Annotated in this window: 16 protein-coding genes; 8 read left to right on the forward strand and 8 right to left on the reverse strand. The window is 72.1% G+C overall.

All coding sequences use genetic code 11. The annotated features are described in order from the left end of the window. Window positions 1-2: 2 nt before the first annotated feature. Window positions 3-1,286, reverse strand: a complete 1,284-nt coding sequence (locus H030_RS0110800) for a substrate-binding domain-containing protein (protein WP_081690682.1) — start codon at window positions 1,284-1,286, stop codon at window positions 3-5. Between the two features lie 198 nt (window positions 1,287-1,484). Here H030_RS0110800 and H030_RS31160 point away from each other — a divergent pair, with 198 nt between their 5' ends. Then, on the forward strand, window positions 1,485-2,129 hold the full coding sequence (locus tag H030_RS31160; protein ID WP_051222330.1) for a TetR/AcrR family transcriptional regulator: 645 nt from the start codon (window positions 1,485-1,487) through the stop codon (window positions 2,127-2,129). Window positions 2,130-2,174: 45 nt separating this feature from the next. Here the strand turns inward: H030_RS31160 and H030_RS0110810 are convergent, their stop codons facing one another. Genes H030_RS0110810 through H030_RS0110825 form a run of 4 tightly spaced genes read right to left on the reverse strand, consistent with a single transcriptional unit; the run spans window position 2,175 to window position 5,979 of the window. Then, complete coding sequence (locus H030_RS0110810; RefSeq protein WP_027006119.1) at window positions 2,175-2,567, reverse strand: hypothetical protein; 393 nt, start codon at window positions 2,565-2,567, stop codon at window positions 2,175-2,177. Window positions 2,568-2,601: 34 nt separating this feature from the next. Continuing rightward, window positions 2,602-3,564: an ABC transporter permease gene (locus tag H030_RS0110815; RefSeq protein ID WP_051222331.1), complete on the reverse strand. Its 963-nt coding sequence runs from the start codon at window positions 3,562-3,564 to the stop codon at window positions 2,602-2,604. Beyond that, window positions 3,561-4,520: an ABC transporter permease gene (locus H030_RS0110820; protein WP_035126092.1), complete on the reverse strand. Its 960-nt coding sequence runs from the start codon at window positions 4,518-4,520 to the stop codon at window positions 3,561-3,563. The genes H030_RS0110815 and H030_RS0110820 overlap by 4 nt, the downstream gene beginning before the upstream one ends. Next, window positions 4,513-5,979 (reverse strand): sugar ABC transporter ATP-binding protein, encoded by a 1,467-nt coding sequence (locus H030_RS0110825; RefSeq protein WP_027006122.1) that lies wholly within the window; start codon window positions 5,977-5,979, stop codon window positions 4,513-4,515. Before H030_RS0110825 ends, H030_RS0110820 begins: the two co-directional genes overlap by 8 nt. A 190-nt stretch (window positions 5,980-6,169) precedes the next feature. Between H030_RS0110825 and H030_RS31165 the strand changes: the two genes are divergently transcribed. From H030_RS31165 to H030_RS31175, 7 genes are all read left to right on the forward strand, one after another. Beyond that, window positions 6,170-7,180: a VOC family protein gene (locus H030_RS31165; RefSeq protein ID WP_081690684.1), complete on the forward strand. Its 1,011-nt coding sequence runs from the start codon at window positions 6,170-6,172 to the stop codon at window positions 7,178-7,180. A 9-nt stretch (window positions 7,181-7,189) separates the two neighbouring features. Then, window positions 7,190-8,317: an FAD-dependent monooxygenase gene (locus tag H030_RS0110835; RefSeq protein WP_027006123.1), complete on the forward strand. Its 1,128-nt coding sequence runs from the start codon at window positions 7,190-7,192 to the stop codon at window positions 8,315-8,317. Window positions 8,318-8,592: 275 nt separating this feature from the next. Next, window positions 8,593-9,075 (forward strand): hypothetical protein, encoded by a 483-nt coding sequence (locus H030_RS39000; protein ID WP_027006124.1) that lies wholly within the window; start codon window positions 8,593-8,595, stop codon window positions 9,073-9,075. Further along, window positions 9,066-10,076: a phosphotransferase family protein gene (locus tag H030_RS31170; RefSeq protein ID WP_051222333.1), complete on the forward strand. Its 1,011-nt coding sequence runs from the start codon at window positions 9,066-9,068 to the stop codon at window positions 10,074-10,076. The genes H030_RS39000 and H030_RS31170 overlap by 10 nt, the downstream gene beginning before the upstream one ends. Next, complete coding sequence (gene eno, locus H030_RS0110850) at window positions 10,073-11,371, forward strand: phosphopyruvate hydratase (protein ID WP_027006125.1); 1,299 nt, start codon at window positions 10,073-10,075, stop codon at window positions 11,369-11,371. The genes H030_RS31170 and eno overlap by 4 nt, the downstream gene beginning before the upstream one ends. Beyond that, window positions 11,368-12,333 (forward strand): C-terminal binding protein, encoded by a 966-nt coding sequence (locus H030_RS0110855; RefSeq protein WP_027006126.1) that lies wholly within the window; start codon window positions 11,368-11,370, stop codon window positions 12,331-12,333. The genes eno and H030_RS0110855 overlap by 4 nt, the downstream gene beginning before the upstream one ends. Then, window positions 12,333-12,746: a VOC family protein gene (locus H030_RS31175; RefSeq protein ID WP_081690686.1), complete on the forward strand. Its 414-nt coding sequence runs from the start codon at window positions 12,333-12,335 to the stop codon at window positions 12,744-12,746. Before H030_RS0110855 ends, H030_RS31175 begins: the two co-directional genes overlap by 1 nt. Here H030_RS31175 and H030_RS0110865 read toward each other — a convergent pair. Genes H030_RS0110865 through H030_RS0110875 form a run of 3 tightly spaced genes read right to left on the reverse strand, consistent with a single transcriptional unit; the run spans window position 12,712 to window position 15,496 of the window. Further along, entirely contained in the window at window positions 12,712-13,968 is a 1,257-nt protein-coding gene (locus H030_RS0110865) for an NAD(P)/FAD-dependent oxidoreductase (RefSeq protein ID WP_027006127.1), read from the reverse strand. The genes H030_RS31175 and H030_RS0110865 overlap by 35 nt on opposite strands. Further along, window positions 13,965-14,288, reverse strand: a complete 324-nt coding sequence (locus H030_RS0110870) for a 2Fe-2S iron-sulfur cluster-binding protein (RefSeq protein ID WP_027006128.1) — start codon at window positions 14,286-14,288, stop codon at window positions 13,965-13,967. Before H030_RS0110870 ends, H030_RS0110865 begins: the two co-directional genes overlap by 4 nt. Further along, complete coding sequence (locus H030_RS0110875; protein WP_027006129.1) at window positions 14,288-15,496, reverse strand: cytochrome P450; 1,209 nt, start codon at window positions 15,494-15,496, stop codon at window positions 14,288-14,290. The genes H030_RS0110870 and H030_RS0110875 overlap by 1 nt, the downstream gene beginning before the upstream one ends. Between the last annotated feature and the right edge of the window lie 43 nt (window positions 15,497-15,539).

Here is a 15,539-nt window from a genome sequence, read left to right on the forward strand (position 1 = left end):
GGCTACTGCCCCTTGCTGGTCGTGGTGAAGAACGCGTCGAGGTCCTTCGCGGGAAGGAAGTCGTCGGGGTGCCCGGAGACCGTGCCCGGCGTCTGCAGCGTCCAGCTGCTGTCGGCCCAGTCGCCCAGGTTGGCGTCGGTGACCAGCGGCGTCTCGCCGACGATCGTGTTGAGCTTCACGCCGTCGCCGGCGAGCATCCGCCCGATGATCTCGGCCGTCGCGCGGCCGGCGGAGACGGGGGTCAGCGACGACGACGCGGCGTCATAGGACGCGTCGTTGGCCCGCCAATATCCGAGGAAGCCCTTGTCCAGGCCGATCTCCGCCGCCGGCGGAACCGGGCGACCCACCTGCTTGAACGCCTGGAGGACACCGGAGCTCTCGCCCGGCATCGCGGTGAGGCCATCAAGCTTCTGCGGGTGGGTGCCCAGCCACTTGAGCATCTCGGACTTCGCCTGGGCCTCGGAGAAGGCGCCGAACACCTCGCCGGCGTTCTTCATCTGAGGGCAGCCGGCCAGGACGCGCTTCCACGCCGTGGCGATCTGGCTGTCGATCGACGCGGTCGCCAGCGCGCGGACCAGCACCACGTTGCCCTTGCCGCCCAGCACCTTGGTGAGGTAGGAGGCCGTCTGCCCGGCCGCGAGGTAGTTGTTGCTGTCGACGTTGACCGCACCGTCGACGGGCACGGGGGACAGGAGCGTGACGGTCGGGATGCCCTGCGCCGCGGCCTTCTGCACGGGTCCGTCGAAGGAGTCCGGCGAGGGCGTCTCGAGCAGGATGACGTCGGGCTTGGTCTGGACGAGCGCGTTGTACTGCTGCAGCTGCTGGGCGATGTCGAGGTTGCTGCCGGTCGTGCGGACGTCGACCTGACCGACGCCCTTGGTCGTCTTGAGCTGCTGCTTGAGCTGAGCGACGGTCTGGACCTGGAAGTCGCTGACGAGCTGACCCCAGGAGACGGCGACGTGGAACGGGCCGGAGCCGTTGGGCTTCCAGGTGGCCCAGCGGCTCTTGACGACCTTGACGGTCGAGCCCTGGTAGTCGGCGTAGCCGCCGAGCGCCGCCTGCTGCGCCTTCGGCAGCGTCGCGATCACGCCGTCCGGATCGGCCGGCGTCTTGGCGGCGAACGATCCGCAGCCCGACGCGGGCGGGGTGAAGTTGGCGGCGAACGCCGGCACCTTCGCTCCCGTCGCGCCCGATCCCCCTCCGCCGCCGGTGCTGCTGCTCGCGCCGCAGCCGGCAGCCAAAGCCGCCGACGCCGCGAGCGTCACGGTCCAACCCAAGACCCTCATCGCTCTCCTCCAGCTTCGTTGCGTGGGGTCGAGCGTAGATCTCCACAGAACCCGAAGTCAAGTTCGTGTTCGTATTTTTCCCGAAGTGTCGTTCTGCTTCGGTACTCTCGGCGCATGGCACGGTCCGCCCAAGGCGCTTCCACCGACAGCGCGCTTCGCCCACCGCAGCAGAACCGCAGTCGCGCATCGCTCGACCGGGTGCTCCAGGCTGGGCAGGAGCTGTTGGTGGAGAAGGGCTTCGACGGCTTCACCGTCCAGGAGGTGAGCAAGCGCGCCAAGGTGTCGATCGGCTCGATCTACGCACGCGCCCCCAACAAGGACGCGCTCGTCTTCGCGGTCTACGACCACGCGGTCGCGGAGCTGCGCGACGAGCGCCAGGCCTTCGACGACCCGACGCGGTGGGAGGGCCTGACCTTCGACGCCCTCGTGCGCGGCGCAGTGCGCGAGTGCGCCGAGACGATGTTCCGCCACGAGGACGTGCTGCGGATCATCATGACCCGGGCGGCGATCGACCAAGGCGTGCGCGAACGCGGCGCCCAGCAGATCTACGACGTCGCGCGCCAGTGGGAAGAGGTCGTCCTCGCGCGCCGCGAGGAGATCGCGCACGCCGATCCCGAGCTCGCCGTCGAGATCGCGTTCCGCATGTTCTACGCCACGCTGGTCCGCCGGATCTCGTTCGGCCCGGACTTCGGCGCCTACAAGCAGATCGACGGCGACGAGACGCTCATCGAGGAGATGGGCGCAGCGGTGACCGCCTACCTGACCACCGCGAGCGCGGTGGTGGCCAAGCCCAAGCGCGCGCCGGCGCGCAAGCCGGCCCGACGCCGCGCCAGGGCGGCGTAGCGGTGATCCTGCGGCCGCCGCTGACGGCCGCAGGACCCCCGAGCATCAGACCTTGATGCTGCCCTTGTAGACGAACTTGGCCGTCGAGAGCTTCCCGGCGAAGGTGCCGCTGCCCTTGGCGCCCTTGAACTTGCCGGTGCCGCCGGAGACCTTCCAGGTGCCCTTGGCGTCGTCGGAGGCGCCGGTGGTGCCGTGGCCGGTGAGCCTGAACGTCCCGCCCTTGCACTTCCAGACCTGCTGGGTGTCGGGGATGACGAGCTTGCCGGTCATCGTGCACCTGCCGAGGACCGGGTCGGTGATCCTGGCCGAGAGCTTGACGCCGACCTGCTTGCCGACGGACCTCGCGTTCATCTTGTAGGTCTTGGCCTCGGCGACGCCGGTCAGCGCGAGGCTGGCGACGGCCGCGAGCGCGAGGGTGGTGCGGATCCTGCGAGTCATGGGGCTCCTCCTGTAAGGGACATGCGTGTGCGCTTCAGACGCGGTCCTGCAGTCGCCGGTCGCGGCCGTAGCCCGCGACGACGAGGAGGATCAGCACGCCGAAGATGATCTGCTGGTCGGCGGGCTGGAGGCCGCGACCGACGAGCACGGTGGTGAGGACGGTGAGGATCAGCGCGCCCACGACCGTGTGGGTGTAGTCGCCGCGGGCACCCATGAAGGTCGTCCCTCCGACGATCACAGCGGTGAGCGCGCTGAAGAGATAGGGATCGCCGAGCGTCTGGTCGGCGCCGGCGAAGCCCGCCAGCAGGGCGCCGACCAGGGCCGAGCACACGGCGCTCGTGGCGAACACGCAGATCCAGACCTTCTTGGTGTTGATGCGCGCCAGACCGGCGGCGCGCGGGTTCGCGCCCGTGGCGAAGAACCGGCGACCGGCGACCGTGCGGTGCAGGACGACGGCGACGACGATCGCCAGGACGCCCCAGATGACGACGACGGGCGGGACGGCGATGCCGAACGTCGTGCCCGACGCGGAGGTCAGGTCGGTCAGGAACGGCGGCGCCTGGCCGTTGAGCTTGCCCTGGGTCCAGGCGACCGTCGCCCCGGAGGCCATCGAGCCGATGCCCAGCGAGACGACCAGCGGCTGGATGCGCCAGCGGTGGCAGATCCAGCCGGTGGCGGCACCGAGGATCGCGGCGATCGCCACCACCACGGCGATGGCTCCCGCGCCGGAGACACCCTCGGTGCCGTAGAGCTGGCTGGTCAGGATCGCGCCCATGACGATGTGACCCGGGACCGAGAGGTCCAGGCCGCCGAGGATCAGCACGAGCGTCTGGCCCAGCGCCGCCAGGCCCAGCAGCGACGCCAGGACGAGCATCGAGGTCAGCGACGTCCTGGCGCTGAAGCCGGCGATGGTCGCCGACCCGTAGACGAACAGCGCGACGAGGGCGACGAGCTGGAAGACCGGCGCGCGGCGCTGCAGCGAGATGATGGTGGTCATGCCTGAGCGCTCCGGGGCTTGAGGGTGAGCATCTGCGCGCCGACGACCACGCCGGTCACCAGCAGCGCGCCGTAGACGAAGGTCAGCCAGGACGACGACACGCCGACCGCGCCGAGCAGCGTCTGCATGAGGTAGATGCAGCACGCGCCCAGCAAGGACGGGATCAGCCCGCCGCGCCCGCCGCCGAGCTGGGTGCCGCCCAATGCGACGGCGGCCAGCGCGATCAGCGTGTACTGCGAGTAGCCGGTGGCCTGGGTCGATTGGACGAGCGCGGTGAGCGCGACGCCGGCCACCGCGGCGAAGCACCCGCCGAGCGCGTAGGCGGCGATGCGCGTTCGCGTGACGTCGACACCTGCGGAGAAGGCGGTCGCGTCGTTGCCGCCCACGGCGTACAGGTTGCGGTGGAACGCGGTTCGCGACAGCGCGAACCAGATGGCCAGCGGGATCGCCAGCAGGATCAGCGCGCCGGGGATCGGGCCGACCTTGTCGGCGAAGTCGGCGGTCCAGTTGGCGGCCGGGGTGGAGGCGTTGGCGGGCGCGATCTTGGCGATCACGCCGGCCAGCACGAAGAACGTGCACAGCGTCGCGATGACCGGCTGGTAGCGCAGCAGCGTGACGAGCACGCCGTTGAGCGCTCCGACCACCAAGCCCATGACCATCAACAACGGCAGATCGACCCACACGCTGCCGGGCAGCAGCCATTTGACGAGCACGACGTTGGCCAGCACCGCGATCGGGCCGACCGAGATGTCGAGACCGCCACCGCCGGACACGATCGACGGGGTGGAGGCCATGGCGACGATCGCGAACGGCACCAGGGTCGCCAGCTCGGTGGGCCAGTTGCCGGGCTTGCCGAAGGCCGGCTCGGCGAGGATGTTGGCGACGAGGAGGACGAGCGCGAGCCCGGCCGCGAAGACGAACGGGCGCGTGCGCAGCAGCTCTCGGAGATCAGGCATCGACGGCCTCGCCGAAGAAGGCGGCCACGAGCGCCTGGCGGGTGAGGGCGGCGCGCGGCAGCTCGGCCGCGACCTTCCCTTCGCGGAAGACGACCACCCGGTCCATCAGCTCGACGTGCTCGTCGACCTCGGTCGACAGCATCACGATCGCCATGCCGCCGGCGGCCAGGTCGAGCAGCAGGTCGTACAGGTCGCGCTTGGCGTTGATGTCCACGCCGCGCGTCGGGTCGTTGAGCAGCAGGACCTCGGGCTCGGTGGCCAGCCAGCGGGCCATGACGACCTTCTGCTGGTTGCCGCCCGAGAGCGTGGTGATCGCGTCTTCAGGATCGCCGAGCTTGATCCGCAGGCGGTCGACGTACTCGCTCAGGCGCGCTCGCGTGCGCGCGGGCGAGAGCAGCCCGCGGCGCGCGTCCCGGCCGAGGGTGACGATGCCGAAGTTCTCGCGGATCGACTTGGACTCGAACAGCGACTCGGCGCGGCGCTCGCGCGGGACGTAGGCGGCGCGCGCGCCGGCGCTCGCCGCGAGCGCGCGCAGGAACGCGTCCTGGCCGTGGCCTTCGAGGCCGGCCAACCCGACGAGCTCGCCGGCGCGCAGCGTGAAGCCCTCCACCTCCAGGACCACGGGGCCGGGCGCCACGTGCGTGCGCTCGGCCGCCTCGGCGGCCAGGTGATCGGCGCCGGTCATCAGCCGCACGAGCTCGCTCGCCGTGGCCTCGTGGCGCTGCAACGTGGCGACGGTGTCGCCGGAGCGCATCACCGTGCAGCGGTCGCCGATGTCGGCGATCTCGTCCATGCGATGAGAGATGAAGATCACCGACGTCCCGGCCGCGGTGCGCTCGCGCAACAGGGCGAAGAGCCGGTTGCGCGTCTCGATGTCCAGCGCCGAGGTCGCCTCGTCGAGGATCAAGACGCGCGGCTCGCGGACCAGGGCGCGCGCCAGGCAGCACGCCTGCCGCTCGCTGAGCGTGAGGTGCTCGACCGGGCGGTCGAGGTCGGGCGCGGTGCCCAGCAGCCGCTCGAGGATCGCGCCGGCGCGCGCACGCTTCTCGTCGATCGCCACCGCCGTGCGCAGCACCCCGTCGACGCCCATCCACACGTTCTCGAGCACCGACCGCGGCTCGACGACGAGCACCTCCTGGAAGACCGTCGCGATGCCGGCCCGCGCCGCCTGCGCGGGGGAGGTGAGCTTCGCCGCGTCGCTGTCGGGCAGGTCGAGCTGCCCGCTGTCGGGGCGGTGGATCCCGGAGAGGATCTTCACCAGCGTCGACTTGCCCGAGCCGTTCTCCCCGACGATGCAGTGCACCTCGCCGGCGCGCAGCTCGAACGAGCACGATCGCAGGGCCTTCGTGGCCCCGAAGGACTTGGCCAGGTTGTCGGCTCGCAGCGCGACGGGGCGCTCGGTTCCTGTCCCGAGCGTGGGATCCGTCGCGCTGGCCGGGCGCACTCCGCTCACCAGCATCAGCTCTCCTCTCCTACGAACCGCCGCGGTGGACCCGAAGGCGCGTTCTAATTCGGCATGTGTACCGGAGTCGTGCGGGTGAAGTCAAGGCAAACCCGAATCGTCGTTCTAACCCTTGACAGCGACGGTTCGTTCGGCCTAGTCTCGAATTAGAACGACGGTTCGTGTTACTTCAGGAGGAGAGACCTAGATGTCCGAAGTGCTGCTGTCCCAGCTCGCCTATGCCGAGCTCATCAGCCCCAAGCCCGAGGAGACCGTCAAGTGGATGGTCGACGTGCTGGGGCTCGAGGAGACCCATCGCGAGGGTCAGTCGGTCTACCTCCGCGGCTGGGCGGAGTGGCTGCACTCGAGCCTGATCGTCACCGAGGGCGCCGAGCCCGCGCTCGGGGCCACCGGCTGGCGCGCCTATGGACCCGGAGATCCTGAGATCGTCGCCAAGCGTGTCGAGGCCGCCGGCACGGGGGTGGGCTGGGTCGCGGAGCGTCCGGGTCGCGGCGCGGCCTACCAGTACCGCGCGCCGTACGGTCAGCACCTGCACGAGGTCTTCTGGGAGGTCGAGCGCTACCAGGCACCCCCGGAGAAGGTCGACCACGGCCTGCTCAACCGACCGCAGAAGAACCCCGGCCGTGGCGCCCAGGCGCGCTACATCGACCACGTGACGATCGCGTCGCCCAAGATGGTCGAGGACATCGAGTTCTACAAGACGCTCGGCCAGCGCCACACGGCGATCATGCATGTGGAGCCCGGCTTCAACGTGTTCGCGACGATGACGTGCAACGGCATCCGGCCGACGCACGACCTCGGCATGGTGCCGGACTTCTCGGGCGCGACCGGGCGCGTCAACCACATCGCCTTCCGCGTCGACCAGCGCTCCGACGTCGAGCGCGCCGCCGAGGCGTTCCTGGCCGCCGACACGCCGATCGAGTTCGGCCCCGGGATCCACGGCATCGACGAGATCACCTACCTGTACGTGCGCGAGCCCGGCGGCATGCGCATCGAGATCAACGCGGGTGGGTGGGTCAACGCCGAGCCGGACTTCGAGCGCAAGGACTGGCACGTCAAGCAGGGCGGCACGACGGTGTGGCAGAACCTCGAGATGCCGCAGTCGATGATGGAGTGCTGGCCCGAGGTCCACGGCGAGCAGGCCGAAGTGGGCCGCGAGGGCTTCGAGTCGACCGACCTGTTCGTCCCCGGCAGCTAGCGTCTCGCCATGGCTGACATCCAGAAGGCCCTTGTCGTCGGCGGCGGCGTCGGCGGCCTGACCGCGGCGATCGCGTTGCGGGGCATCGGCGTCGACGTCGACCTCGTCGAGAAGAACCCGCGCTGGGACGTCTACGGCGTGGGCATCATCCAGCCGCCCAACGCGCTGCGCGCGCTCGACGCGCTCGGGCTCGCGGAGCCGTGCGTCGCGGCCGGCCATCCGATCCTGGGTGGGCGCAACCACCTCGCCGACGGGACGGTCGTCGCCAACGACGACTACCCGTCGGTCGACCCGCGCTTCCCGCCCATGAACGGGCTGACGCGGCCCGCGCTGCACGAGATCCTGAAGGCGCGGCTGCGGGACGAGGGCGTTGCGGTGCGCGTCGGAGAGGTCGTGAGCCAGCTGACGCAGCGGGCCGACGGCGTCACGGTGGCGTTCAGCGATGGCACGACCGAGGACTACGACCTCGTCATCGGGGCGGACGGCCTGTACTCGCAGATCCGCACGATGCTGTTCGGCGACGAGCTGCGCCCGCGCTACACCGGTCAGACCGCCTGGCGTTACAACCTGCCGCGGATCGACGACCTGGACCGCATCCACGTCTACATCGGCGGGGCAGGCGGGACCGCGGGGCTGGTCCCGCTGTCGGACTCGTTGATGTACGTCTTGTACATCACCAAGTGGCCGCAGGACCGGCTGAAGATCCCGGCGGAGGAGCTGCCCGCGCTGATGCGGCAGCGCTTGGAGATCTTCGGCGGGGAGATCGCCGAGATCCGCGACCAGATCACCGACCCGGAGGGCGTCGTCTTCCGGCCTGTCGACAACATCCTGGTGCCGCGCCCGTGGTACCGCGGCCGGGTGCTGCTGATCGGCGACGCCGCGCACGGCACGTCGCCGCACGCCGGGCAGGGCGCGGCGCAGGCTGTCGAGGACGCCCTCGTCCTGACGCAGGAGCTCGAGGGCGGCGGCGGGATCGACGCGGTCCTGGAGCGCTTCATGGAGCGGCGCTTCGAGCGCTGCAAGGCGGTCGTCGAGCTGTCGGCGTCGATCGGCGCGTGGGAGCAGAACCCCGACCCGTCGATCGACCCCAACGACATCCGGCACGAGCTCATCGCGCTCTGCGCTCAGCCGGTCTGAGCGGCTCGCTCGCCGGCGCCTACCACGGCGCCGGCGACCGTCCGGCCGGCGTCAGCGTCAGCTCGTGGGTGCGCCCCGCGCGCCGGCGGGGGTCGCCAGCACCGACACCGCGTTGACCATCGGGTCGATCGGACCGTTCTCGGTTGTGGCGGCATCGAGGGCTGCGCGCAGTTCGGTCGGCGATCGACCCGCCCAGGTTCCGCGCTCCGACGACGACGGCATGCGACATGTGCCTCTCCCTTGACTAGAATACCAATTCGTGTTCTAGTCGTCGTATGACGCTGGTCACGTCGCCTCCAAGGACGATCGCGCCGCCGGTCACGGCCCGCCGCTCGTCGTCTGCGCTCGTCGTCGCCGACGAGGAGTCCTGCGATCGCGCGCTCGCCGTCTTGGGCGAGGCGCTCGAGCTCACCAGCGCCCGGGTCGTGATCGCCACGATGCCGATGGCCGTGCCCGCGATGGTGTCGGCCTTCGCGCCGCTCTCCGGCATGACGACGCACGAGCGCCTCGTCGCCGAGTCGCTGGAGCGTGCCGATCTCGCCGCGCGGGCCGCGGCGCTCAGCCTGCCCGCGGCCTGCGTCACCTACCGGACCCTGCGTCGCTGGTCGCAGGTGACCGACCTGCTCGAGGACGCGTGGCACGACGTCGTGGTCCTCGGCTGCGTGCCGCGGCGGCGACCGCTGCGCCGCATCGTCGCGGTCAGCGGGGCCTCCGAGACCGCACTGCTCTTCGCACGACCCGCCGCGACGTGGCGCTGATCCCGGACGAAGTGGAGCTGGTCTCGGCGGCGAGCGCCGGCGACGTGCTGGCCGACCTCGGCGTCGTCGCGCCCGGCACGCCGGTCAGGGCACGGGCGCTGTCGGGCGGGATCTCCAACGTCGTGCTGGCAGTCTCCTGGGACGGGGGCCGCGCGGTCCTCAAGCAGTCGCTGCCGAAGCTGCGCGTCGCCACCGAGTGGACGTTCGACCGCGGGCGGATCCGCAACGAGCGCCGCTGCATGGAGCTGCTCGGCCAGCTGCTGCCGCCGGACTCCGTGCCGTCGGTGCTCGGCCATGACGACGAGCGGTTCCTGTTCCTGATGTCGCACGCGCCCGGCGGCGGGGCCAACTGGAAGGACGAGCTGCTGGCCGGGCACGTCGACCTGCAGACGGCGGCCCGGGCCGGAGCGCTGCTCGGCACGATCCACGCGCGGACCGCCGGCGACGCGGAGGTCGCCGAGCGGTTCGCCGACCAGACGCCGCTGCTGCAGGGCCGGGTCGATCCCTACCACCGCACCGCGGCCGCGCGGAACCCGGATCTCGCCGACGCGGTGCTCGGCGAGGTCGATCGCCTGCTGGGCACCCGCCGCGCGCTGGTCCTGGGCGACTGGTCCCCCAAGAACCTGCTCGCCTACCCCGACCGCGTGCTCGCCCTCGACTTCGAGGTCGCGCACTGGGGCGACCCGGCCTTCGACGTCGCGTTCCTGCTCACGCACCTCGTCCTCAAGGGTGTGCGCCGGCCGCAGGACCGCCTGGTCCTGCGCGCGGCGGCGGGTGCCTTCGTCGATGCCTACATGTCGGAGGCGGGCGCCGTGGCGCCGGGCGACGCAGACGTCGTCGCCGAGCTGGGGTGCCTGCTGCTGGCACGCGTCGACGGCAAGTCGCCGGCCGAGTACCTCGCGGGCGAGATCACCACCGGCCGGGTGCGCGTCATGGCCCGCGACCTCCTGCTCGGCCGAGGACGACACCTGGATCCTGTCCTCGACCACCTCTTCTCATGACCACCACCATCACATCTCTGCACGCCCGCGAGGTCCTCGACTCGCGCGGCCGACCCACCGTCGAAGTCGACCTGATGCTGTCGGACGCGACGAGGTCGCGGGCCAGCGTCCCGTCCGGTGCCTCCACCGGCCGCCACGAGGCGGTCGAGCGCCGCGACGGCGACCCGGATCGCTACCGCGGCCGCGGTGTCCTGGATGCCGTCGCCTCCGTCAACGGCGAGATCGCCGCCGCGCTCGCCGGGGCCGAGCCGGACCTCGCCTCCGTGGACGCGCGCCTGATCGACCTCGACGGGACCCCCGACAAGTCGCGGCTGGGCGCCAACGCGATCCTCGCGGTGTCCCTCGCCACGGCGCGGGCCGAGGCGGCGCAGGCCGGCGTCCCGCTCTGGCGCCACCTCGCGGGCGCGGCCGAGCCGGTGCTCCCGATGCCGATGGTGAACATCATCAGCGGCGGCCTGCACGCCGGGCGCCAGCTCGACTTCCAGGACTTCCTGATCATGCCGGTCGGCGCCGGCAGCTACCGCGAGGCGCTGCGCTGGATCGTCGAGGTGTACGAGTCGACCGCCGACGTCCTGCGCGAGCGCGGGCTGACGGCGCTCAAGGCCGACGAGGGCGGGTTCGGCCCGCCGCTGGCGTCGCACGCCGCGGCGCTGGAGCTGCTCGACACCGCGGTGCAGCGCGCGGGCCTGCGGCTCGGCGACGACGTGGCCTACGCGCTCGACATCGCCGCCACGCACTTCTATGACGCGAGCACCGGCCGCTACGTGCTGGCCTCCGAGGACCGGACGTGCACGCCCGACGAGCTCGCCGCGCTGATCGGCGACCTCGCCGCCCGCCATCCGATCCTCTCGGTCGAGGACGCGCTGGCCGAGGACGACTGGGACGGCTGGACCGCGTTGACCGAGGCGCTCGGCCCGCGGATGCAGGTCGTCGGCGACGACTTCTTCACCACCAACATCGAGCGGCTCGAGCGCGGGATCGAGACCGGCGCGGCCAACGCGGTGCTGGTCAAGATGAACCAGATCGGCACGATCACCGAGACGCTGGCGGTCGTCGAGCGCGCCAAGCGGGCGGGCTACCGCACGGTGATCTCCGCGCGGTCGGGGGAGACCGAGGACCCGGGGCTCGCCGACCTCGCCGTCGGCACGGCCGGCGGCCAGATCAAGGTCGGCTCGGTCGCGCAGTCCGAGCGCCTGGCCAAGTACAACCAGCTGCTGCGGATCGAGGAGGCGCTCGGCGGCGACGACGCGCCCTACGCAGGCCGCGAGGCGCTGGCGCTGGAGACGGTGGCATGAAGGTCCTGATCACCGACATCACGTGGGCCGACACCGCGATCGAGGACGAGGTGTTCGCGCGCGTCGGCGCCGAGACGGTCCTGGCCAAGACCGGTGAGGAAGACGAGCTGGTGGAGCTCGTGCGCGACGCCGACGCGATCCTCACCTGCTTCGCGCACGTCACCCCGCGCGTCATCGCCGCGAGCAACCGCCTGCGCGTCATCGGCCGCTATGGCGTCGGGACCGACAACATCGCCGTCGAGGCAGCGACGCGACGAGGGCTGCCGGTGACCAACGTCCCCGTCTACTGCACCGACGAGGTCGCCGAGCACGTGCTGGGCATGCTGCTCGCGCTCGTTCGCGGCTTCGCGCTCTACGACCGCGCGGTCCGCGTCGGCGACTGGTCGCTCGGCGTCGGCCTGCCGACCCGGCGCGTCGCCGGCTCGACGCTGGGCGTCGTCGGTTTTGGCGCGATCGGTCAGACGGTCGCCCGCAAGGCCCAGGGGCTCGACATGGAGGTCATCGCCCACGACGCCGACGAGGTCCGCGTGCGCGCGGCCGGCGTCGAGCCCGTCGCGCTCGGCGAGCTGGCGCGGCGCGCCGACGCGGTCTCGGTCCACGTGCCGCTGCTCGACGGCACGCGCCATCTGGTCGACGCGGAGTTCCTGAAGGCCATGAAGCCGACCGCGTACCTGCTCAACGCAGCGCGCGGCGCCATCGTGGACCTCGACGCGCTCGCGCAGGCGCTGGCCGACGGCACGATCGCCGGCGCGGGGATCGACGTCTTCGAGCCCGAGCGGCTGCCGGCCGACCACCCGCTCCTGGCGCAGGACCGGCTGCTCGCCACGCCACACACCGCGTTCTACTCCGAGGAGTCGATGCGCGACCTCGCGCGCCAGGCAGCCGAGAACGTCGCCGCGGTGCTCGCGGGCGAGCAGCCCGCGGCCGTCGTCAACCGCGACGCGCTCGCCTCGGTCGGCTGATGCGCTTCGACCATGTTGGGGTGGTCGTCGAAGACCTGGAGTCGGCGTGCGCCTTCGCCCGCGACGTGCTCGGGCTGGGCGCGCCGGCGACCGAGGTCCGCGTCGACGACTTCGGGCTGACCGCCGCGTTCTTTGCCCTCGGCGCCGGCCGGCTGGAGCTCGTGCGCTTCGACGAGGCCGGCGAGCGGTTGCCGGCCGGCCAGGCGGTCCGGCTCGATCACGTCGCGGTCGAGGTCGACGACCTCGACGCGACGGCCGCGCGCCTGCGCGCGCAGGGCGTGCGCTTCCAGGAGCCGGTCCGGCCGGTGGAGGTCGCCGAGCCGGTCGTGATGCGCGGGCGGCGTCATCTCTGGACGGTCCCCGAGACCTCCGGCGGCTTCATGTTGCAGTTGACGGAGGGGCAGGCGCCGTGAGGGCCAGCAGCTCGCGCAGGTCGGTGGCGTCGTCGGCCACGTCCTCGGGGCGCGGCGAGAATCCGGCCGCCAGGAGCTTGCGCGCGGCGAGGTGGTCGCGCGGGCGGTTGATCGACTCGACCGCGACGAGGCGCTCACCGCAGTAGCAGAAGACGGAGTGGCCGTCGGCGTCCGGATCGCCGCGCAGGACGGTCCGGTCGTGGCCGTCGAGGAGGCCGGCGATCTGGAGCTTGGCGTCGTGCTGGTCGGTCCAGAACCAGGGGACGGCGTCGTAGGGGGCGGCCTCGCCGGTGATCGCGGCGGCGACGGCGCGCGCCTGGTCGGTGGAGTTCTGCACCGACTCGAGGCGGACGCGCCGCCCGGACGGCAGCGGGAAACGGCAGCAGTCGCCGATCGCCCAGATGTGCGGGTCCTCGGTGCGCAGGGTGGGGTCGACGAGCACGCCGTCGGCGACGGCCAGCCCGGCCTGCTCGGCCAGCTCGGTCGCCGGCGTGACGCCGACGCCGACGACCACGAGGTCGGCCGGGATCCGCTCGCCGCCGGCGAGGACGACCCCGGTCGCGCGGCCGTGGCCGTCGCCGGCGATGCGCTCGATCGCCGCGCCGGTCCGGATCGACGCGCCCGCGCGCTCGTGGCGGCCGACGAGGTGGGCGGCCGACGCGGCCGACAGCGCGCGGCCCATCACCCGAGGCGCGACCTCGAGCACCGTGACCTCGGCGCCGTGCCTGCGTGCGCCGGCGGCGACCTCCAGGCCGATGAAGCCGGCGCCGATGACCACGACCCGCGTGTCCGCGGTGATGCGGTCGCGGATGGTGACGGCGTCGGCGAGCGTGCGCAGCGCCAGGACGCCGTCGCGCTCGGCGCCCGGCAGGGGCAGCGGTCGCGGGCGCGCGCCGGTGGCCAGGACGAGGTCGGCGTAGGCGAGCGCCTCGCCGGAGGCCAGCGTCACCGCGCGCCGATCCCGGTCGACCCCTACAACCTGCTCTCCGGAGCGCAGCGCGATGGCGTGCTTGGCGAAGAACGCCTCGGGGCGCAGCGCCGTCGTCTCGGGTGCGCCGGTGCCGGCGAGCACCTCCTTGGACAGCGGCGGGCGCTGGTAGGGGAGGCCGGGCTCGTCGCCGATCAGCGTCACCGGTCCGTCGTGGCCGCGCTGGCGCAGCGACGCGGCGACCTGGAAGCCGGCCTGGCCGGCGCCCACGACGACGACCGGGCCCGTTGTCATTCCTGCGCCTCGGGCAGGCGTACGACAAGGCCGTCGAGGTCGTCGCCGACGGCGACCTGGCAGCCGAGCCGGCTCGTGGCCTCGCGCGGCGAGGCGGTGTCCTCGAGCAGCTCGTCCTCGACCGCCTCCATGGCGGGAAGCCGTTGCGCCCAGGCGGGGTCGACGTAGACGTGGCAGGTCGCGCACATCGCGTTGCCGCCGCACTCGGCGACGATGCCGTCGATCCCGTTGGCGATCGCGGCGTCCTTGATCGTCGTCCCGGCCGCGACGTCGACCTCGTGCTCCTCGCCGCCGGGCTCGATGTAGGTGATGGTCGGCATCAGGCGGCCTCGACGCGGAGCGGGAGGCGGTCGAAGCCGCGCAGCGAGTTGTTGAGCTCGCGGACCGGCTCGCCGTCGAGCGTGAGCGTCGCGCAGCGCTCGGCCAGCACGGAGAGCACGCACTCGCCTTCGAGGCGCGCGAGCATCTGGCCGACGCACGCGTGGATGCCGGCCCCGAAGCCGACGTGCCCGGCAGCTGTGCGGGTGATGTTGTAGCGGTCGGCGTCCTCGCCCCAGCGGCGGGGGTCGCGGTTGGCCGCGGCCAGGAAGAGCAGGACCTTGTCACCGTCCTTGACCGTGACGTCGCCGAGCGCGACGTCGCGGGTGGCCGTCCGGAAGAACGTCTGCACCGGCGACTCCAGGCGGATGGCCTCCTCGAACGCGGCGCGCGCCAACGACGGGTCGGCACGCAGGGCGGCCCACTGCTCGGGATGGGTGGCCAGGCAGAAGAGCGTGTTGCCCAGGCCGTTGACGGTGGTGTCGACGCCGGCCGAGAGGAACGAGCGGACGATCATGCCGGCCTCGTCGTCGCTGTAGCCGGCCTCGGCGGCGAGCTGGTGGACGCGCTCGCCCAGCCCGCCGGGCCGCAGCGCCTCGCGCCGCGTGTGGGCCATGATCCACTCCGCCGTGCCGGCGGCCTGCTCGGCTGCGCGGCGGAAGCGCTCGTTGTGCGGGCCGAAGGCGTTGAAGACCAGGCCGCCGTAGAGGATCAGCTGCCGGCGCTCCGGGCCCTCCTCCAGGCCGAGCTGGTCGGGGAAGACCTTGAGCGGGTAGGGCTCGGCGAGGTCGGTCATCGCGTCGAAGCGACCGCGCTCGATCAGCGGGTCGATCATCGTCTCGGCGACGGAGCGGAACGTCTCGCGCATCGCCTTGACCGCCTTCGGGCCGAGGACCTTGGTGATGACGCCGCGCGCCTTGGTGTGGTCGGGCGGGTCGGCTTCGAGCAGCAGGCTCGGCGGGCGGAACGGCTTCTCGCGCGAGAAGTCCTGGATGCCGACGCCGCGGCCGGAGCAGAACGTCGCCGCATCGCGAAGGGCCGGCTCCACGTGCTCGGCACGGGTGATCGCCCAGAGGCCGTAGCGCTCGAGCCAGACCGCGTCGCCGGCGTCCCGCATCGCGTCGTACTCCGGATACGGGTTATCGAGGAACGCGTCGGAGAAGGGATCGACGTCGCTCGTCGGCACCGCGGGACCCACCGTGGCAGACATGGTGCGAGTGTCTTCCGGCCGAGGGGTGCCCGTAAAGCAGGAC

The organism is Conexibacter woesei Iso977N, assembly GCF_000424625.1.
GTDB classification, from domain to species: Bacteria; Actinomycetota; Thermoleophilia; order Solirubrobacterales; family Solirubrobacteraceae; genus Baekduia; species Baekduia woesei_A.

Coding starts and splice junctions, on each gene's coding strand:
- H030_RS0110870 (WP_027006128.1), bottom strand. CDS start 14,288: ATGCCGACCATCACCTACATCGAGCCCGGCGGCGAGGAGCACGAGGTC.
- H030_RS0110855 (WP_027006126.1), top strand. CDS start 11,368: ATGAAGGTCCTGATCACCGACATCACGTGGGCCGACACCGCGATCGAG.
- H030_RS31165 (WP_081690684.1), top strand. CDS start 6,170: ATGTCCGAAGTGCTGCTGTCCCAGCTCGCCTATGCCGAGCTCATCAGC.
- H030_RS0110800 (WP_081690682.1), bottom strand. CDS start 1,286: ATGAGGGTCTTGGGTTGGACCGTGACGCTCGCGGCGTCGGCGGCTTTG.
- H030_RS0110835 (WP_027006123.1), top strand. CDS start 7,190: ATGGCTGACATCCAGAAGGCCCTTGTCGTCGGCGGCGGCGTCGGCGGC.
- eno (WP_027006125.1), top strand. CDS start 10,073: ATGACCACCACCATCACATCTCTGCACGCCCGCGAGGTCCTCGACTCG.
- H030_RS0110820 (WP_035126092.1), bottom strand. CDS start 4,520: ATGCCTGATCTCCGAGAGCTGCTGCGCACGCGCCCGTTCGTCTTCGCG.
- H030_RS0110825 (WP_027006122.1), bottom strand. CDS start 5,979: ATGCTGGTGAGCGGAGTGCGCCCGGCCAGCGCGACGGATCCCACGCTC.
- H030_RS0110865 (WP_027006127.1), bottom strand. CDS start 13,968: ATGACAACGGGCCCGGTCGTCGTCGTGGGCGCCGGCCAGGCCGGCTTC.
- H030_RS31175 (WP_081690686.1), top strand. CDS start 12,333: ATGCGCTTCGACCATGTTGGGGTGGTCGTCGAAGACCTGGAGTCGGCG.
- H030_RS0110875 (WP_027006129.1), bottom strand. CDS start 15,496: ATGTCTGCCACGGTGGGTCCCGCGGTGCCGACGAGCGACGTCGATCCC.
- H030_RS0110815 (WP_051222331.1), bottom strand. CDS start 3,564: ATGACCACCATCATCTCGCTGCAGCGCCGCGCGCCGGTCTTCCAGCTC.
- H030_RS0110810 (WP_027006119.1), bottom strand. CDS start 2,567: ATGACTCGCAGGATCCGCACCACCCTCGCGCTCGCGGCCGTCGCCAGC.
- H030_RS39000 (WP_027006124.1), top strand. CDS start 8,593: ATGACGCTGGTCACGTCGCCTCCAAGGACGATCGCGCCGCCGGTCACG.